The organism is Leifsonia sp. AG29 (assembly GCF_009765225.1).
Lineage (GTDB): Bacteria > Actinomycetota > Actinomycetes > Actinomycetales > Microbacteriaceae > Leifsonia.
In genome coordinates this window covers 3,300,358-3,313,674 of sequence record NZ_VMSF01000001.1, presented here as the reverse complement: position 1 = coordinate 3,313,674, position 13,317 = coordinate 3,300,358, and the positions used below count along the sequence as shown (strand labels likewise).

Annotated in this window: 17 protein-coding genes; 8 read left to right on the top strand and 9 right to left on the bottom strand. The window is 71.5% G+C overall.

From position 1 onward, the window contains the following. Nucleotides 1-69: 69 nt before the first annotated feature. Entirely contained in the window at nucleotides 70-1,662 is a 1,593-nt protein-coding gene (locus tag FPT20_RS15915) for a stealth family protein (RefSeq protein WP_158867101.1), read from the bottom strand. A gap of 166 nt (nucleotides 1,663-1,828) precedes the next feature. Here FPT20_RS15915 and FPT20_RS15910 point away from each other — a divergent pair, with 166 nt between their 5' ends. Together FPT20_RS15910 and FPT20_RS15905 are read left to right on the top strand one after the other, a co-directional pair. Then, the gene (locus tag FPT20_RS15910; RefSeq protein ID WP_158867099.1) at nucleotides 1,829-2,863 is read left to right on the top strand and encodes a LacI family DNA-binding transcriptional regulator; all 1,035 of its coding nucleotides are present in this window, start codon (nucleotides 1,829-1,831) and stop codon (nucleotides 2,861-2,863) included. A gap of 92 nt (nucleotides 2,864-2,955) precedes the next feature. Further along, on the top strand, nucleotides 2,956-3,273 hold the full coding sequence (locus FPT20_RS15905; RefSeq protein ID WP_158867097.1) for a DUF7882 family protein: 318 nt from the start codon (nucleotides 2,956-2,958) through the stop codon (nucleotides 3,271-3,273). 9 nt (nucleotides 3,274-3,282) lie between these two features. On the opposite strand, the gene FPT20_RS15900 is transcribed toward FPT20_RS15905, so the two are convergent. The 6 genes from FPT20_RS15900 to FPT20_RS15870 form a co-directional block, all read right to left on the bottom strand. Continuing rightward, a complete protein-coding gene (locus FPT20_RS15900; protein WP_158867095.1) occupies nucleotides 3,283-4,167 on the bottom strand; it encodes a hypothetical protein in 885 nt (294 codons plus the stop codon). A gap of 22 nt (nucleotides 4,168-4,189) precedes the next feature. Continuing rightward, a complete protein-coding gene (locus tag FPT20_RS15895) occupies nucleotides 4,190-4,453 on the bottom strand; it encodes a DUF7218 family protein (protein WP_158867093.1) in 264 nt (87 codons plus the stop codon). A gap of 118 nt (nucleotides 4,454-4,571) precedes the next feature. Next, nucleotides 4,572-5,243: a hypothetical protein gene (locus tag FPT20_RS18075; RefSeq protein WP_233265574.1), complete on the bottom strand. Its 672-nt coding sequence runs from the start codon at nucleotides 5,241-5,243 to the stop codon at nucleotides 4,572-4,574. A 154-nt stretch (nucleotides 5,244-5,397) separates the two neighbouring features. Next, nucleotides 5,398-6,933, bottom strand: coding sequence for an FAD-dependent oxidoreductase (locus tag FPT20_RS15880; RefSeq protein ID WP_158867087.1), 1,536 nt, complete (start codon nucleotides 6,931-6,933; stop codon nucleotides 5,398-5,400). A gap of 6 nt (nucleotides 6,934-6,939) precedes the next feature. Next, nucleotides 6,940-7,227: a hypothetical protein gene (locus tag FPT20_RS15875; RefSeq protein ID WP_158867085.1), complete on the bottom strand. Its 288-nt coding sequence runs from the start codon at nucleotides 7,225-7,227 to the stop codon at nucleotides 6,940-6,942. A gap of 110 nt (nucleotides 7,228-7,337) precedes the next feature. Further along, entirely contained in the window at nucleotides 7,338-7,676 is a 339-nt protein-coding gene (locus FPT20_RS15870; RefSeq protein ID WP_158867083.1) for a hypothetical protein, read from the bottom strand. Nucleotides 7,677-7,813: 137 nt separating this feature from the next. On the opposite strand from FPT20_RS15870, the gene FPT20_RS15865 reads away from it, so the two are divergent. The 3 genes from FPT20_RS15865 to FPT20_RS15855 are packed head-to-tail and all read left to right on the top strand — an operon-like array spanning nucleotide 7,814 to nucleotide 10,373. Further along, the gene (locus tag FPT20_RS15865) at nucleotides 7,814-8,584 is read left to right on the top strand and encodes a putative protein N(5)-glutamine methyltransferase (RefSeq protein ID WP_158867081.1); all 771 of its coding nucleotides are present in this window, start codon (nucleotides 7,814-7,816) and stop codon (nucleotides 8,582-8,584) included. A gap of 20 nt (nucleotides 8,585-8,604) precedes the next feature. Then, entirely contained in the window at nucleotides 8,605-9,420 is an 816-nt protein-coding gene (locus FPT20_RS15860) for a TspO/MBR family protein (protein ID WP_233265573.1), read from the top strand. A gap of 35 nt (nucleotides 9,421-9,455) precedes the next feature. Further along, nucleotides 9,456-10,373, top strand: coding sequence for an AEC family transporter (locus tag FPT20_RS15855; protein ID WP_158867079.1), 918 nt, complete (start codon nucleotides 9,456-9,458; stop codon nucleotides 10,371-10,373). 114 nt (nucleotides 10,374-10,487) lie between these two features. Here FPT20_RS15855 and FPT20_RS15850 read toward each other — a convergent pair whose 3' ends face one another. Beyond that, nucleotides 10,488-11,417 (bottom strand): aldo/keto reductase, encoded by a 930-nt coding sequence (locus FPT20_RS15850; protein ID WP_158867077.1) that lies wholly within the window; start codon nucleotides 11,415-11,417, stop codon nucleotides 10,488-10,490. A 109-nt stretch (nucleotides 11,418-11,526) separates the two neighbouring features. Between FPT20_RS15850 and FPT20_RS15845 the strand changes: the two genes are divergently transcribed. Further along, entirely contained in the window at nucleotides 11,527-11,832 is a 306-nt protein-coding gene (locus tag FPT20_RS15845; RefSeq protein ID WP_158867075.1) for a TetR family transcriptional regulator, read from the top strand. A gap of 14 nt (nucleotides 11,833-11,846) precedes the next feature. Continuing rightward, the gene (locus tag FPT20_RS15840; protein ID WP_233265572.1) at nucleotides 11,847-12,386 is read left to right on the top strand and encodes a hypothetical protein; all 540 of its coding nucleotides are present in this window, start codon (nucleotides 11,847-11,849) and stop codon (nucleotides 12,384-12,386) included. 42 nt (nucleotides 12,387-12,428) lie between these two features. Here FPT20_RS15840 and FPT20_RS15835 read toward each other — a convergent pair whose 3' ends face one another. Next, on the bottom strand, nucleotides 12,429-12,710 hold the full coding sequence (locus tag FPT20_RS15835; protein ID WP_158867073.1) for a hypothetical protein: 282 nt from the start codon (nucleotides 12,708-12,710) through the stop codon (nucleotides 12,429-12,431). Nucleotides 12,711-12,798: 88 nt separating this feature from the next. On the opposite strand from FPT20_RS15835, the gene FPT20_RS15830 reads away from it, so the two are divergent. After that, entirely contained in the window at nucleotides 12,799-13,311 is a 513-nt protein-coding gene (locus FPT20_RS15830; protein ID WP_267902730.1) for a tetratricopeptide repeat protein, read from the top strand. Nucleotides 13,312-13,317 lie beyond the last annotated feature (6 nt).

Sequence of the window (13,317 nt, the reverse complement as noted above, 5' to 3'; positions counted from 1 at the left end):
GTCCGTCGCGCGCTCTTTACACGCCTCTGACAATCGCGGGGGAGGGAGCCGGCCTCCGCCTCCGAGGCGTCAGTCGGTGGAGGGACGCTCCCAGGGGGCCGGGAACGGGAAGTAGCGCTCGAGGAACTCGGTGACGATGCGCGTCCGCTCCTCGGCGCCGAGCTCCGGCTTCGAGCCGTCGTTGAGGCAGAACATGTCCTGGTCGCGGCGCTTCAGGAGGCGGCGCATCATGCCCGGCGCCTGCTTCAGCGTCGTCTCGATGTACATCACCTTCGCCTGCGGCTGCGTCACGGCGCGGCCGGTCATCAGTGCGTAGTAGTGATACAGCGAGTTGGTGACCGAGATGTCGGTCGCCGAGCGGAACGGGCTCGCGGCGGTGCGCCGGAACTCCTCCGGGAACTCGCTCTCGAGCTGCCGCAGCACGCTGATGCGGAGCGGCGCTGCGCAGTGCTCGAGGTGCCGGGTCGTGACCGCGCCGAAACGCTCCCAGAGCAGGCGGCGGTTGACGCGGGCCGCGTTCTCGAACCCGCTGCGTGCCGGGTCGGTCTCGCCGAGACCGATGCGCGTGCCCGCCTCGACGAACTTCGTGATGCCGCCGGGCGAGAAGAAGATGTCGGGCGACAGCGGCCGCCCGATGAACATGTCGTCGTTGGAGTAGAGGAAGTGCTCCGCGAGGCCCGGGATGTTGTGCAGCTGGCTCTCGACCGCGTGCGAGTTGTGGGTCGGGAGGGTCGACGGGTCGCTGAAGAACTGCTCGCTGCGCATGATGTGGATGCGCGGGTGGTTCTCGTCGAGCCACGGGGGCACGGGCGAGTCGGTCGCGATGTAGATGTTGCGGATCCAGGGCGCGAACATGTGGACGCTCCGCAGGGCGTACTTCAGCTCGTCGATCTGCCGGTACCGGGCCTCGCTGTCGTCGCCGTCACCCACGACGTAGGCCTTCATCCGGGCGGCGCGCTGGCGCTGGTACTCGGCGCTGGAGCCGTCGACCCACGAGAACACGATGTCGATGTCGAAGGCGACATCGCTGGCCAGCGGGTCGAACATGTGCTGGAGGGTCCGCCAGCGCCGGCCGTGCAGCTCGACCTCCGCCTCCACCGCTTCGCTGCGGGGGAGGCGCGTGCGCATGAGGGCGTTCGGCCGCGGCGCCTCGATGTCGTCGTCGCCGAACCTCCACAGCTCGAGCTGGAACGCGGTGTCGGCGCCGTACCGGAGCCGCCCGATCGGCTCGACGCGCGGGCGGTACACGCGCAGCACGTCGGCCTTCCGGCGCGAGAGCCGGCCGTCGGCGATGAGGAGGTCGGGCCCCTCCGGCTCGCCGTCCGCGTCGACGGCGCGTGCGTAGAACGGCTCGTCGGCGAAGGCGGCGGCGAGCACCGCTTCCACCTCCTTGCGGCGCCGGCGGTCCAGCGCGATGATGAGGCGGCCCTCGTTGCGGACGAGGAGGAACTCGATCCCGGCGGCCGCGAGGGCGTCGTGCACGGCCAGGAGGTCCTCGATCATCGACTCCCGCGGCGTGAACGGCCCGGATACGAGCGTGTAGAGCCCCTTGCGCTGCACGATGTCGTCGCGGGCGAACCGGGGCGCGCCGACGCCGTGGTCGTGGGTGACGACGACGGGTTCGGGCTGGACGGAGAGGGAAGCGGGAGGATGTTCAGCCATACGCTCCCTACTCTAAGCCGCGCCGCGCTCCCGCAGTCCCGGGTCCGTCACCAGTCCGCGGCGGCACGTCCGACTACGGGGTGCGTCATCTGCCCGCGGCGTCTGCCTCGCCACCGCTAGGGTGGACCCTGGCGGCCGGGGCCCGATCGGCTTGTCGGAGGGTGTCATGATCCACAGCGAGCCGGACGGCATCCCGCGGCGTGCGACCCTGAAGGATGTGGCGCGCGCCGCTGGTGTGTCTCAGTCGACGACCTCTCGCGCTCTGAGCGGGGAGGGCTACGTCGCCGCAGCGGTCCGGGAACGAGTGCTCGCGGCGGCCGACACGCTGGGGTACGTGCCGCATGAGATGGCACGGAGCCTCCGAAGGCAGGACAGCCGCACGATCGGCGTGCTGGTGTCGGACCTGCGCAACGCGTTCTATGCCGACCTTGCCGCGGGAATCGCCGCCCGTGCGCGGCGTCACGGCTACCGGATGATTCTCGTCGACGACCAGCGCTCCACCGAAGCGGAGATGGATGCAGCGCGCGCTTTCGTCGCGACCCGTGTCGCCGGCGTCGTGGTCACGCCGGTGTCGAGCGCGGTCAGCGAATACCTGGTCAGCCAGTACGTCCCGGTAGTCGAGGCGGACCGCCAATTCTCCGCCGAGCTCTGCGACGCCGTCATCGTCGACAACGCGGGAGTCGCCCGGCGGACGGTCGACCATCTGATCGACCTCGGGCACCGCCGGATTGCACTGCTCGTCGCCGAGACCACCTGGACGACCGGTGTCGAACGCGCCGCCGGTTACCGTGCTGCATTGCAGCAGCGGGGTCTCCCCGCAGACCCGGATCTCTTCGTCGTCGGCGGGTGGAACGTCGAGGAGGCCCGCGCGTCGGCGGTCGACCTCCTCGACCGCCGTGACCGTCCGACCGCCGTCTTCGCGGCGAACAACGTTCTCGCGGAGGGTGTGTGGCGCGCCATCGAGGATCTCGGCTTGCGGATCCCCGAGGACGTCAGCGTCGTCGCGTTCGACGACTCCGAGTGGATGAGCATGGTCAAGCCCGGACTCACGGCGATCGCGCAGGATGCGGTCGCGCTCGGCGAGACGGCGGTCGACCGGCTGCTCGAGAGGCTCGCGACCCCGAAGGCGCCACCGCGCACTACTGTCATGGAGGCCGAGTTGCGCGTGCGAAGGTCGACCGCGGGACCGCGGATCCTCTGATCGGTAGCGCGGCGGCGTAACCAGGAATTCGTGCCGTGTCAATCCCCTGGCATTGACGGGCGCCCAAGCGTGGCGTAGTGCACTATGAGCACATGGGAAAACTCGTCTACGGCGCGGGGCAGGAGTACGAGCTCGACGATCGGGTCCTGAGTCACGTCAAGCTCGCGATCGTCGCAAAGCTGCGCCGTCACGAGAGCTTCCTCCTCAACTGGGACGTGCCCGTCGAGCAGGGCTCCGGCCGCGTCTCGCTCTGGATCAGCCGGGAGGTGCCGCTCGCCTTCGCGTTCTCCGGCAGCCGCCCTCCGGCCATCAACCAGCAGTGGCTGGAGGCGCTGATGCACACCTCCCAGCGCACCGGCGGAATGGTCGTCATGTCCGAAGATGAGGTGGCCCGGCACCTTCCCCGTTGAGGCCGCGGATCACTCCTGCTCGGAGCGCAGGTCGCGCTCGGCGTCTCTCACGGCGCGCTGCGCCTCCCGGATGCGGGCCCGCAGGTCGCGCTCGGCGGGGCGCGACTCGGCGAGGTCGTCGGCGACCCGCTGCAGCCGGCGCTGGAGGCGCGAGCGCTCCGCCTCCAGGTCGCCCCGTCGCTCGAGCTCCTCGTCCAGTTCGTCGTCGAGCGACTCGGCGTCGGCGCGCGCCCGTTCGACGGCGCGCTCGGCCGCGCGGAGGCGACGCTGACGCTCGCGACGCGCGCTCGGCGACTCTTCCGACCCTGCTTCTGCGGCCTCCTCGGCCTCGGATGCTTCGGGCCCCTCTTCCTCGACGTCGGGTGCCTGGGACCCGTCTTCCTCGGTCTGGTCTCCCTCGGCCGCGACCGGTCGCGCCTCCGGGACCTCGACGGGGAGCGCAACCGCATCGGTCACGTCCACCTGGTCCACACCGGTCGACTCGAGGCCTCGGACGAGCATCCCGCTCCGCACGGCCGCCGCGGCCGCGGCATCGATGACGGCCGCCTGCAGCGTCTCCTCGACCTCGCGCTGCACCGCGGGACTGAGCCCGAGATCGGCTGTCGCGCGCTGGAGGAGGCGCTGCCGCTCCTGCGTCAACGCGCGGATCTTCTCGCGGTCGCGCGCAGCGAACGCCTCGCGCATGCGGTCACCGACCTCGAGCACATCCCCGACGAGGTCGGGGTGCTCCCGCACGAGCGCATTGATCGCCGCAGCGGCCGCCGAGGGCTTCCGCAGCTTGCGGATCTCCTTTGCTACGTCGCGGTCGGCCCCCGCCGCAGCAGCCGACCGGCGGGCGACGAAGTCGGAGGGGTCGGTCGCGTACAGCTCCTCCGCCGCCTCCCGAAGATCCATGCGGCGAGTGTACGCGCGGGGGTCAGTGGTTCCGGAGCTCCTCGACCAGCTCGCCCTTGTTCTTCTTCGAATACCCGCTCAGGCCGAGCTCCTTGGCCCGCTTCTTCAACTCGGGCACCGTCCAGTCGTCGTACGAGCCGGACTTGCCTCCCTTGCTGGCCACCGACTTGCGGCCTCTCGCCGCTGCCGCGTTGGAGATCCGTGCGGCCTTCTCTTTCGAGTTGCCCTCCTTGCGGAGCTCCTCGTACAGCTTCTGGTCCTTGAGCTGCGGTTCGCGTGCCGGCATCGTCGCGCGCCTCCCTCTCCAATTTCGTCCTTCACGCACGGAGAGTACGCCCGCCCCGGGAACGGGCAAGGGCCCCCGGGATGATCCCGGGGGCCCTTGCCAGGACGGCTGGAGCGGGTCAGGCGCGAGGCGCCTTAGAGGCCTTGACGGCCGCGAAGTACTCGCTCGAGGGTCGCAGCCAGAGCAGCACGATCGCGACGATGGAGGCGATGACCTGCAGCGCGCCCACGCCGTAACCGGCGAGCAGGTTGAGCAGCGAGAGAACGGTCAGGACGGTGAGCACGATGCGGGCCCAGCCTGCTCCGCGCCGCGCGAAGAAGGCGAAGAGGACGAAAGTGACGGCCCAGAAGATGAGCGTCACGATCGACAGGGTGATCACTGTGGCCTGGATGGCGTCCACGAGCGTGTTCGGGTTCGCGCCCTGCAGGTTGCCCTGATCCTGGAGCACTCGCAACTGCTGGTCGCGCTGGCTGGAGATCAGGATGATCGTGAGGATCCCGCTGATCACGCTCAGCACCGCCGAAGCGATGTACAGCCAGAAGGCGATGTTGACGGTGCGCGGCGGGGCCGCCGGAGCCACGGGCGCGGGAGCCGGCGCCGACGACGGGTACGCGGAGAACCCGTCCTGCGCCGGAGGCGCGGCGTAGGCCGGGGGTGCTGGAGGGAGGTCGCCGCCGGCGGGGGGAGGGGTCGCGGGAACGCCGCCGGCCGCGGGCTCCGCGGGCGTCGGCGGCTGGGCGGGGGTGCCGCCGGGCTGCTCGGGGTTGCTCTCGTCGCCGGGAATCGTCATGACGCGACCTTAGCGCGGGCTGAACGTCCGGTATAGGTCGCGAGCCCGGCGGGTCGCGGGCGCGGGCCGCTTCTGCGGCCCCCTGGGACATCTGCGGCGGCGCGCGCAGGCGCGAGCGTCCCAAGCGGGCGCACTCAGCGGCGGAGCGCCGCGCCTAGCCCGGTTCGGGGAGCGCCTCGGGCTCGGGAGCCGTCGCCGGGCCCCGCTCGCGGGGCGGCGGCAGCGGCTCGGTGGCCGGGCCCTCGAGCACGGTCCCGTCGGGGGCGAACCGGGAGCCGTGGAGGGGGCAGTCCCACGAGAGTTCCGCGTCGTTCCAGCGGACCACGCCTCCCAGGTGGGTGCAGACCGCCGCGACGGCGCAGGTGACGCCGTCGACGGTCGATACCGCCGTGGGCACGCGCCCGCGCCTCCCGACGACGCCGGTTCCTTCGGCTGGGGGCTCGTCGCTCAGCTCGGGTCCGGTCTCCGCGGCCGTCCACCGCGTGACGGCCTCGGCGCCGACGCCCGCGTTGAAGGCGACGCCGGAGGCGAGATCGGCCGGCCGGGTCACCCGGTGGTGGAGGACGCGGGCCCAGTCGAGGTCCTCGCCGGTCAGGTCAGCGGTGAGGCTGAGCGCCGCTGCGACGGCGTTCGTCATGCCCCACTTGCCGTAGCCGGTCGCCAGGTAGATGCGGCCCCGGCCGCGCGGGAGCCACCCGACGAACGGGACACGGTTGGCCGACAGGTAATCCTGGGCGGACCACCAGTGCGTGCGCTCGGCGCCGGGGAAGTGCTGCTCCGTCCACTCCGTCAGGTCGGCGAGGAGCGCCGCAGGCGAGTCCGCACGCCCGGCGACATGTCCGTTGCCGCCAACGAGCAGCAGCTCGCCCTCGTCGTCGGAGGCGGTGCGGAGCGACCGTGTCGGGGCGTCGGCCGAGAGGTACATGCCGTGGGGGATCGGGCCCGGGACGCGGAAGGCGGCGGCGTAGGACCGGGCCGGCTCCGTCTTCGCGAAATACAGGCCGCGATCGAGGATGGGCGTACCGGTCGCGAGGATGACGGCGTCGGCCGTGGTCGTCCCCGAGGTGCTCGTGACCGTTGCCGGCTTGGACGCCGACACGTCGGTCACGCGCTCGCCCTCGACGATGCGGCCGCCGAGCCTCCGGAACTCCCCGGCGAGCGCGGCGAGCGCGCGCATCGGGTGGATCTGGGCCTGCGCCGCCAGGGTGATCGCTCCCTCCACGGGGAACGGCAGTTCGGAGGCGCCGCCCGGCGACACGGGCAGGCCCGCGGCGCGCGCAGCCTCCAGCTCGGCGTCGATCGCCTGCCGTCCCTCCTCGGTGCTGGCATAGGTGACCGCGTCGCGCACGTCGTAGCCGACGCCGTGGTCGTCGAGGAAGTTCAGCAGCCAGCCCTGACCGGCGACGTTGCCGTCGACATAGGCGGACATCACGCGGTCGGAGGAGTGCCGACGGATGGAGGAGAGCGTCGTGCCCTGCAGCAGGCTCACCTTCGCGGTCGTGTTGCCGGTCGTCACCGCGCCGACCGTCCGCGCCTCCAGCACGGTCACCCGCATGCCGGTGCGCGCGAGCATGACCGCGGTCGCGAGCCCCGTCAGGCCGGCTCCCACGATCACGACGTCGTAGGAGCCGTCCCAGTCGAAGCGGTCGGTGGGAACGGGCGGTGCCGTGTCGATCCAGAAGGAGGTCATCGGGCCTCAGCTCAGCGAGTCGAAATCGAACCAGAAGGCGTCATCGTCGTCCTCGCCCCCGGCATCGCCCGCCGCGGCGCCCATGTTGTCGCGCGGGATGGTCGCCGTCTCTATCCGGATCCGCGTCTGGCTGGTGACGAAGATCTCGGTCGGCGGCCGGCTGGACTGGGTCACCGCCACGAAGTCGCCGGCGTTCCGGCTCGCCTGCACCACGGCGGCCTTCAGATCGTCGACCGGGCGGCGGTCGACGAAAGTGAAGCGCAGCTCGTCGATATAGACGTGGAACACCTGCATAAGTGATTTCCCCCGTTGTCCGGCCGGGGACCTCTCGGCCGATAGTACGCGGCACGCCGGGCATTTCCAGTGAGACCGTCGCGGTCGCCCGATGGGTGCGAGCGAACGCCTCAGAGCATGTCGATGTCGACGTCGTCGAGACCGTCGGTGCCGTTCCGCACGAAGCCTGCTCGCTGGGGCGCGAGTTCGCGGACGCGCGCCTCCATCTCCTCCACGAACGGCCGATCCTCCAGCTCGTCCCCGTCGTACAGCTCGACCTCGGCCAGCATCTGGCTGGCCGGCCCGATGAGGAGGGTCACATCGGAGACGGTGCCCCGGTCGGTGACCGCGGGTGCGTGGATGTCCGCTGCGCGATTATTGAGGGCCAGAGCCTCGGCGAGGCGCACGAGAACGTCGGCGATGTCGTCTCCGGTGAGCAGCGAGCCGCCTGCGTAGTGTATGCGCTTCATGGAACATGCATACGCCTCGACAGGGCCGGGTCAAGGGCTGGCCCTCGCCCGGATCGATGCGGCCGCCCGCGCTTACCCCCGCCCAGCGGCCGTGCTGACCGCCTTCGCCGGTCGCTGATCGCCGTTAGCATGGCCGGGTGAGCGAGCCGGACCCGTCCATCGTCGCGCGGCTGCGCGCCGCCGGCTGCGTGTTCGCCGAAGAGGAGGCGGTGCTGCTCGCCGAGGCGGCCTCCTCGGCCGCTGAGCTGGAGGCGCTGGTCGCGCGACGGGTCGCCGGCGAGCCTCTCGAGCCGCTGCTCGGCTGGGTGGAGTTCTGCGGGCTGCGCCTCCGGATCGAGCCCGGTGTGTTCGTGCCCCGCCAGCGGACGTCCCTCCTCGCAGAGCGGGCGGCCATGCTCGCGCACCGGGGCTCGACCGTCGTCGATCTGTGCTGCGGCGCCGGAGCGATCGGCGCCGTCGTCGCTGCGCGCGTACCGGGCGCCGAGGTCTACGCGGCCGACGTCGATCCCGCCGCCGTTCGGTGTGCGCGGCTCAATCTCCCGGCGGACCGCGTATTCGAGGGCGACCTGTTCGGCGCGCTGCCGTCATCGCTGCGGGGCACAGTCGACGTGCTCGCGGTCAACGCGCCGTACATCCCCAGCTCGGCGATCTCCGGTATGCCTCCCGAGGCGCGCGACCACGAGCCTTCTGTCGCCCTCGACGGCGGCGCCGACGGTCTCGACGTGCATCGGAGGATCGCGGCCGAGGCGTCCGGATGGCTCGCTCCGGCGGGCGTCCTGCTGATCGAGGCCGCCGAAGCGCAGGCGGACACCTCCGCCGCGCTCTTCGCCGCGTCAGGGCTCGACACGCGTACCGAAACCGATCCGGAGCTGCGCACGAGCGTCGTCATCGCTTTGAAGGCGCGCTGAGACGGTCTAGCGTGCTCTTCGTGAGCAGCATCGCGTCCGCCTCCCGGCCCATCCCCGCCGATCGCGTCCGCCAGGTCGCAGTGATCGTCGGAGCGGTGGTGATGCTCGTCGGGGCGGTCGTCGGCTCCGGCTTCGTCGGCGGGACGCCGATCCCCGAGGTCGCGGGAGGAGCGCTCGGGCCCGACGCGACCCTCCTGGCGCCCGCCGGCCCCGCCTTCGCCATCTGGTCGGTGATCTACGCGGGCCTCATCTGCTACGCCGTCTGGCAGGCACTCCCCTCGCAGGCCGCGCGCGAGCGCCAGCGCCGGGCCGGGTACTGGGTGCTCGCCTCCCTGCTGCTGAACGCGGCATGGATCCTCTCTGTGCAGGCCGGTCTCCTGGCGCTGAGCGTCGTGGTGATCGTGGCGCTTCTCGTGGAGCTCATCGCGACCTTCGGCGTCCTCCGCGCCGACCCCGGGGCCTCCACGGCCGATGCCGTGCTGCTCGACGGGACCTTCGGCTTGTATCTGGGCTGGGTCATGGTGGCCACGGTCGCGAACATCGCGGCGGCCCTGCAGGCGGCCGGCTTCCGGGGCTTCGGCTTGAGCGCGCACGCGTGGGCGATCGCGCTGCTCTGCGTCTTCACCGTCATCGCGTGCGCCCTCGCGTTCTGGGACAGGGGGAGGCTCGCCCCCGCGGTCGCCGCGGCGTGGGGACTCGCGTGGATCGGGGTGTCACGGCTCGCGGGTTCGCTGGCGTCGCCTCCCGTCGCCGTCACCGCGTTCGCCGCTGCCGCGCTGGTGCTGCTCGTCACTGTCGCTGTGCGCATCACTCGGTCACCGCAGCGGCGGGGGTGACGGGAGGGGCGCGAGCCCGTAACTAGGCTTGCTCCGTGGGCGGAGTGCTGACGGGGTTCGGGATCATCGCCTTCGTCATCCTCGTCGGCTACATCGCCGGAAGGCTCCGGATCGGCGGCCCCACCGCCCCCTTCGTGCTCAACCGGATCGCCTTCTTCGTCACGAATCCGGCGCTGCTCTTCGTGACGCTGGCGAAGGCGGACCTCCACGTCGTCTTCTCGACGCAGCTCGTCGTCGCGGCGATCGCCGCGATCTTCTCCGCCGGCGTGTTCGTCGCGCTGTCGCGGCTGTTCTTCCGGAGGCCGGCGGCCGAGACGACGATCGGCGCGCTCGGCTCGGGATACGTGAACGCCAACAACATCGGGCTCCCCGTGGCGGTGTACGTGCTGGGGAGCGCCTCCTTCGTGGCGCCGGTGCTGCTCCTCCAGCTCATCGTCTTCGCACCGATCGCCCTGACCGTGCTCGACGTGACGAGCCGCGGGTCGGTCTCGGTGCGGTCTATCCTCACGCAGCCGATCCGCAACCCGATGATCATCGCGTCGGTGCTCGGGATCCTCGTCGACGTCTCCGGCGTCGCGATCCCGGCCGCCGTCCTGAAGCCGTTCGAGCTGCTGGGAGGCGCGGCCGTCCCGCTCGTCCTCATGGCCTTCGGGATGTCGCTGGTGGGGTCGCGCCCGCTCCGCGCCGGGCACGGCCGGGCCGAGATCGCGACCGCCGTCGCGCTGAAGTCGGCGGTGATGCCGATCGTCGCGTTCTTCGTCGCCCGGCTGTTCGGCCTGGAGGGGCACGCCCTGTTCGCTGCCGTGGCGCTCGCCGCGCTGCCGACCGCCCAGAATGTCTACAACTTCGCGGCTCGGTACGAGCGGGGAATGCCGGTGGCCCGCGACGTCGTGCTGCTGACAACGCTCTTCGCGGTGCCGGCTTTGCTGGTCATCGCGGCGCTGCTGGCGTAGCGGGCTCGGGCGCAGGCGGCCCTGCAGCGCGCGTCTGCGCACGCTCGGGACGAGTGCGCCCGCGCGCGCAGGCGCAGTCGTCCCGACGCGCCGCAGACGCGCCTCCGTCGCCGCTCAGGGGAGGGTGTGCCCCGCGGCCCGGAACAGCCCGTACCACTCCTGCCGCGTCAGCGGGATGTCGGAACCGTCCGCCGAGTCGCGCACGCGCTGCGGGTTCGTGGTGCCGAGCACGACCTGCATGTTCGCGGGATGCCGCGTGATCCAGGCCACGGCGATGCCGGTCGGGGTGACGTCGTACTTCTTCGCCAGCTCGTCGAGGAGTTCGTTGAGCTCGGCGTAGGCCTCGCGGTCGCCGACGAAGACGCCGTCGAAGAAGCCCTTCTGGAACGGCGACCACGCCTGGATCGTCATGTCGTGGAGGCGGCTGTAGTCGAGGATCCCGTTGTCGCGCGAGATCGACTGGTCGAGACCCGCCATGTTGGCGGCAACGCCCTGAGCGATGATCGGCGCGTGCGTGATGCTGAGCTGCAGCTGGTTGACCGCGAGCGGCTGCCGCACCGACTTCTTGAGCAGCTCGATCTGGCCTGGCGTGTGGTTGGAGACGCCGAAGGACCGGACCTTGCCCGCCTCGTGCAGCTCGTCGAACGCGGCTGCCACCTCCTCGGGCTCGACGAGCGTGTCGGGGCGGTGGAGCAGCAGGATGTCGAGGTAGTCGGTGCGGAGAGCGGCGAGCGACTCGTCGACGGTCGAGAGGATGTGCTCGCGCGAGAAGTCGAAGAACCCGGAGCGGATGCCGACCTTCGACTGGATGACGACCTGGTCGCGCTCCGACGCGGGCACCGCACCGGCCTCGCCGAAGCGGCGCTCGCAGCCGTGCCGCTCGTCGCCGTAGATGTCGGCGTGGTCGAACATGGTGATCCCGGCGTCGCGGGCGGTGCTCACCAGGGTGCGGATCTCCTCGTCGGTGAGGGAGGAGATCCGCATCAGGCCGAGGATGACGTTGGAGGCTTCGATGCCGGTCTGCGGGAGGGGGAACGATCTCATGCCTCCCATCTAACCCCTTCGTCAACCCCCTGCCGAAAAACACGGATCGGCCTAACGTTTGTGATCCGGAGGGCTGCGAAACGGGTCGCCGGGAGGAACGGAGGCACCCATGACCATGACACCGGAGTTCCGAGGCGCCGTGGAGGGGTTCCGCGAGGAGACCGCCCGGGTCCGGCGGGCGGTCAGGCAGCCCGCCTACGTCGTCAACGCGCTCGGGCGCGATTTCCGGGTGACCGAGGAGATGGTGCAGATCTTCCTGCGCCAGGTCGAGCGCGTGCTCGAGACCGACGCCTCCGCACTCGTGGTGCTGCGCCACGAGCACGGCGTCGAACTGCTCATGGTCACCGACGACAACTCGTTCTCGGTCCGACTGGCCGACGGCACGGACAGCGCCGACGCCGCGGTAGCGGAGTAGGTATTCTCGGCCTCGTGGCCGACACCGATGAACGCGACGAGGCAGCCGTGGCCGCGGCGCGCGCGGCGGTCGCCGACGCAGTTCGGACGCTCACCACGGCCGGGGCCCGCGACGAGGCCCTCGCCGAATACGTTCCCCGCCGCCGCACCCTGGGCATTCCTCGCGAGCCGGTGTTGCGGCCGCTCGGGCGCGTCTGGCGGCTCGGCGTCGTCCTGCTGGGCCCCGACGGCACCCTCTACGCGACCGGCTCCCTGATCCGCGCCACGCCCGTGGGCCGCCCGCAGAACCTGTCCGGCACGGCCGAGGCCCGCCGGGCGCTGCGCGCCGCCGCCGAGCGCGGACACTTCGCGCCCGGGGAAACGGTCGATTTCGACGCCCGGCCGATCGAGCTCAGCAGCGACGCCCTGCGCGCCTCCCGCGGGCCGGTCTTCCTCCGGGAGGGACGCCTCCTGGTCCGCTGGAGCGCCGCGGCCGGCGACGCGAACGCGCGCGAGTTCGTTCCGTACCTCGCGGAGCGGGTCGAGCTGCTGGCCCACCCTCCGGAGGGAGCGTGAGCGAGCCGCCCGCGGTCGCGTTCGCGTCGCCGCTGCCTTCGTTCAGGAGGCGGTGGACGGCGTGGCCGAGCCCTGCCCGGTGACCTCGTCGATCTTCGCCGACGCCTTGTCGGTGGCCTTGTTGACGGCGCCGCTGACCTTGTCCCCGACCTCGGATGCGGCCTTCCCGGCGAGGTCGGAGACCTGACCCTTCACCTGCTGGACCGTGTCCGACTCGGTGAATCCGCGCCACTTGCGACGCATGTCCTCGTATGTCCCGCGCCCGGCCCGCGACCCGATGACGAACCCGACGGCGGCACCTGTAAGAAAGATGATGAGCTTCATGGCAGGCACCCTACGCGCGCCTCGGCGCCCCCTCCAGGGGCGCGGGCGCGCCGCGTCCCGACCGTGTTCGTCGCTAGGCTGACCGGTCGTGACCTCACCAGACCTGCTCGAGCGCCTCCGGGCCATCTTCGACGCCCGCGATCGCGAGCGCATGCAGCCGACCATCGACGCGTTCCTCGCCGTGCTCGCCGACCACCCGGACGACCCGCACGTGCTGTACGAGGTCGGCGGCTCGTACGACACCGCGGGCGAGGAGGAGACCGCCGCCGGCTACTACGAGCGCGCCCTGGAGGCGGGGCTCTCGGGCGACGCGCTGCGCCGGTGCCTCGTGCAGTACGGCAGCACGCTCCGGAACCTCGAGCGGTACGACGAGTCGTTGGCGGTGCTGGAACGCGGGCTGGAGCAGTTCCCCTGGTCGGACTCGCTCCGGGTGTGGCACGCGTTGTCCCTCCACGCGGCGGGCCGCAGCGACGCCGCGGTCGGCGAGCTGATGGAGCTGGCCGCCGACCGGGTTCTCAGCGACGACCTGCTGCGCTATGAGGCCGCGATCCGCGGCAACGCGGAATGGCTGCGCGAGGTGGACGCCGCCCGGACGCGCTGACGCGCC

Coding starts and splice junctions, on each gene's coding strand:
- FPT20_RS15905 (WP_158867097.1), top strand. CDS start 2,956: ATGGGAAAACTCGTCTACGGCGCGGGGCAGGAGTACGAGCTCGACGAT.
- FPT20_RS18075 (WP_233265574.1), bottom strand. CDS start 5,243: ATGACGATTCCCGGCGACGAGAGCAACCCCGAGCAGCCCGGCGGCACC.
- FPT20_RS15880 (WP_158867087.1), bottom strand. CDS start 6,933: ATGACCTCCTTCTGGATCGACACGGCACCGCCCGTTCCCACCGACCGC.
- FPT20_RS15845 (WP_158867075.1), top strand. CDS start 11,527: ATGACCATGACACCGGAGTTCCGAGGCGCCGTGGAGGGGTTCCGCGAG.
- FPT20_RS15895 (WP_158867093.1), bottom strand. CDS start 4,453: ATGCCGGCACGCGAACCGCAGCTCAAGGACCAGAAGCTGTACGAGGAG.
- FPT20_RS15835 (WP_158867073.1), bottom strand. CDS start 12,710: ATGAAGCTCATCATCTTTCTTACAGGTGCCGCCGTCGGGTTCGTCATC.
- FPT20_RS15875 (WP_158867085.1), bottom strand. CDS start 7,227: ATGCAGGTGTTCCACGTCTATATCGACGAGCTGCGCTTCACTTTCGTC.
- FPT20_RS15910 (WP_158867099.1), top strand. CDS start 1,829: ATGATCCACAGCGAGCCGGACGGCATCCCGCGGCGTGCGACCCTGAAG.
- FPT20_RS15915 (WP_158867101.1), bottom strand. CDS start 1,662: ATGGCTGAACATCCTCCCGCTTCCCTCTCCGTCCAGCCCGAACCCGTC.
- FPT20_RS15850 (WP_158867077.1), bottom strand. CDS start 11,417: ATGAGATCGTTCCCCCTCCCGCAGACCGGCATCGAAGCCTCCAACGTC.
- FPT20_RS15870 (WP_158867083.1), bottom strand. CDS start 7,676: ATGAAGCGCATACACTACGCAGGCGGCTCGCTGCTCACCGGAGACGAC.
- FPT20_RS15900 (WP_158867095.1), bottom strand. CDS start 4,167: ATGGATCTTCGGGAGGCGGCGGAGGAGCTGTACGCGACCGACCCCTCC.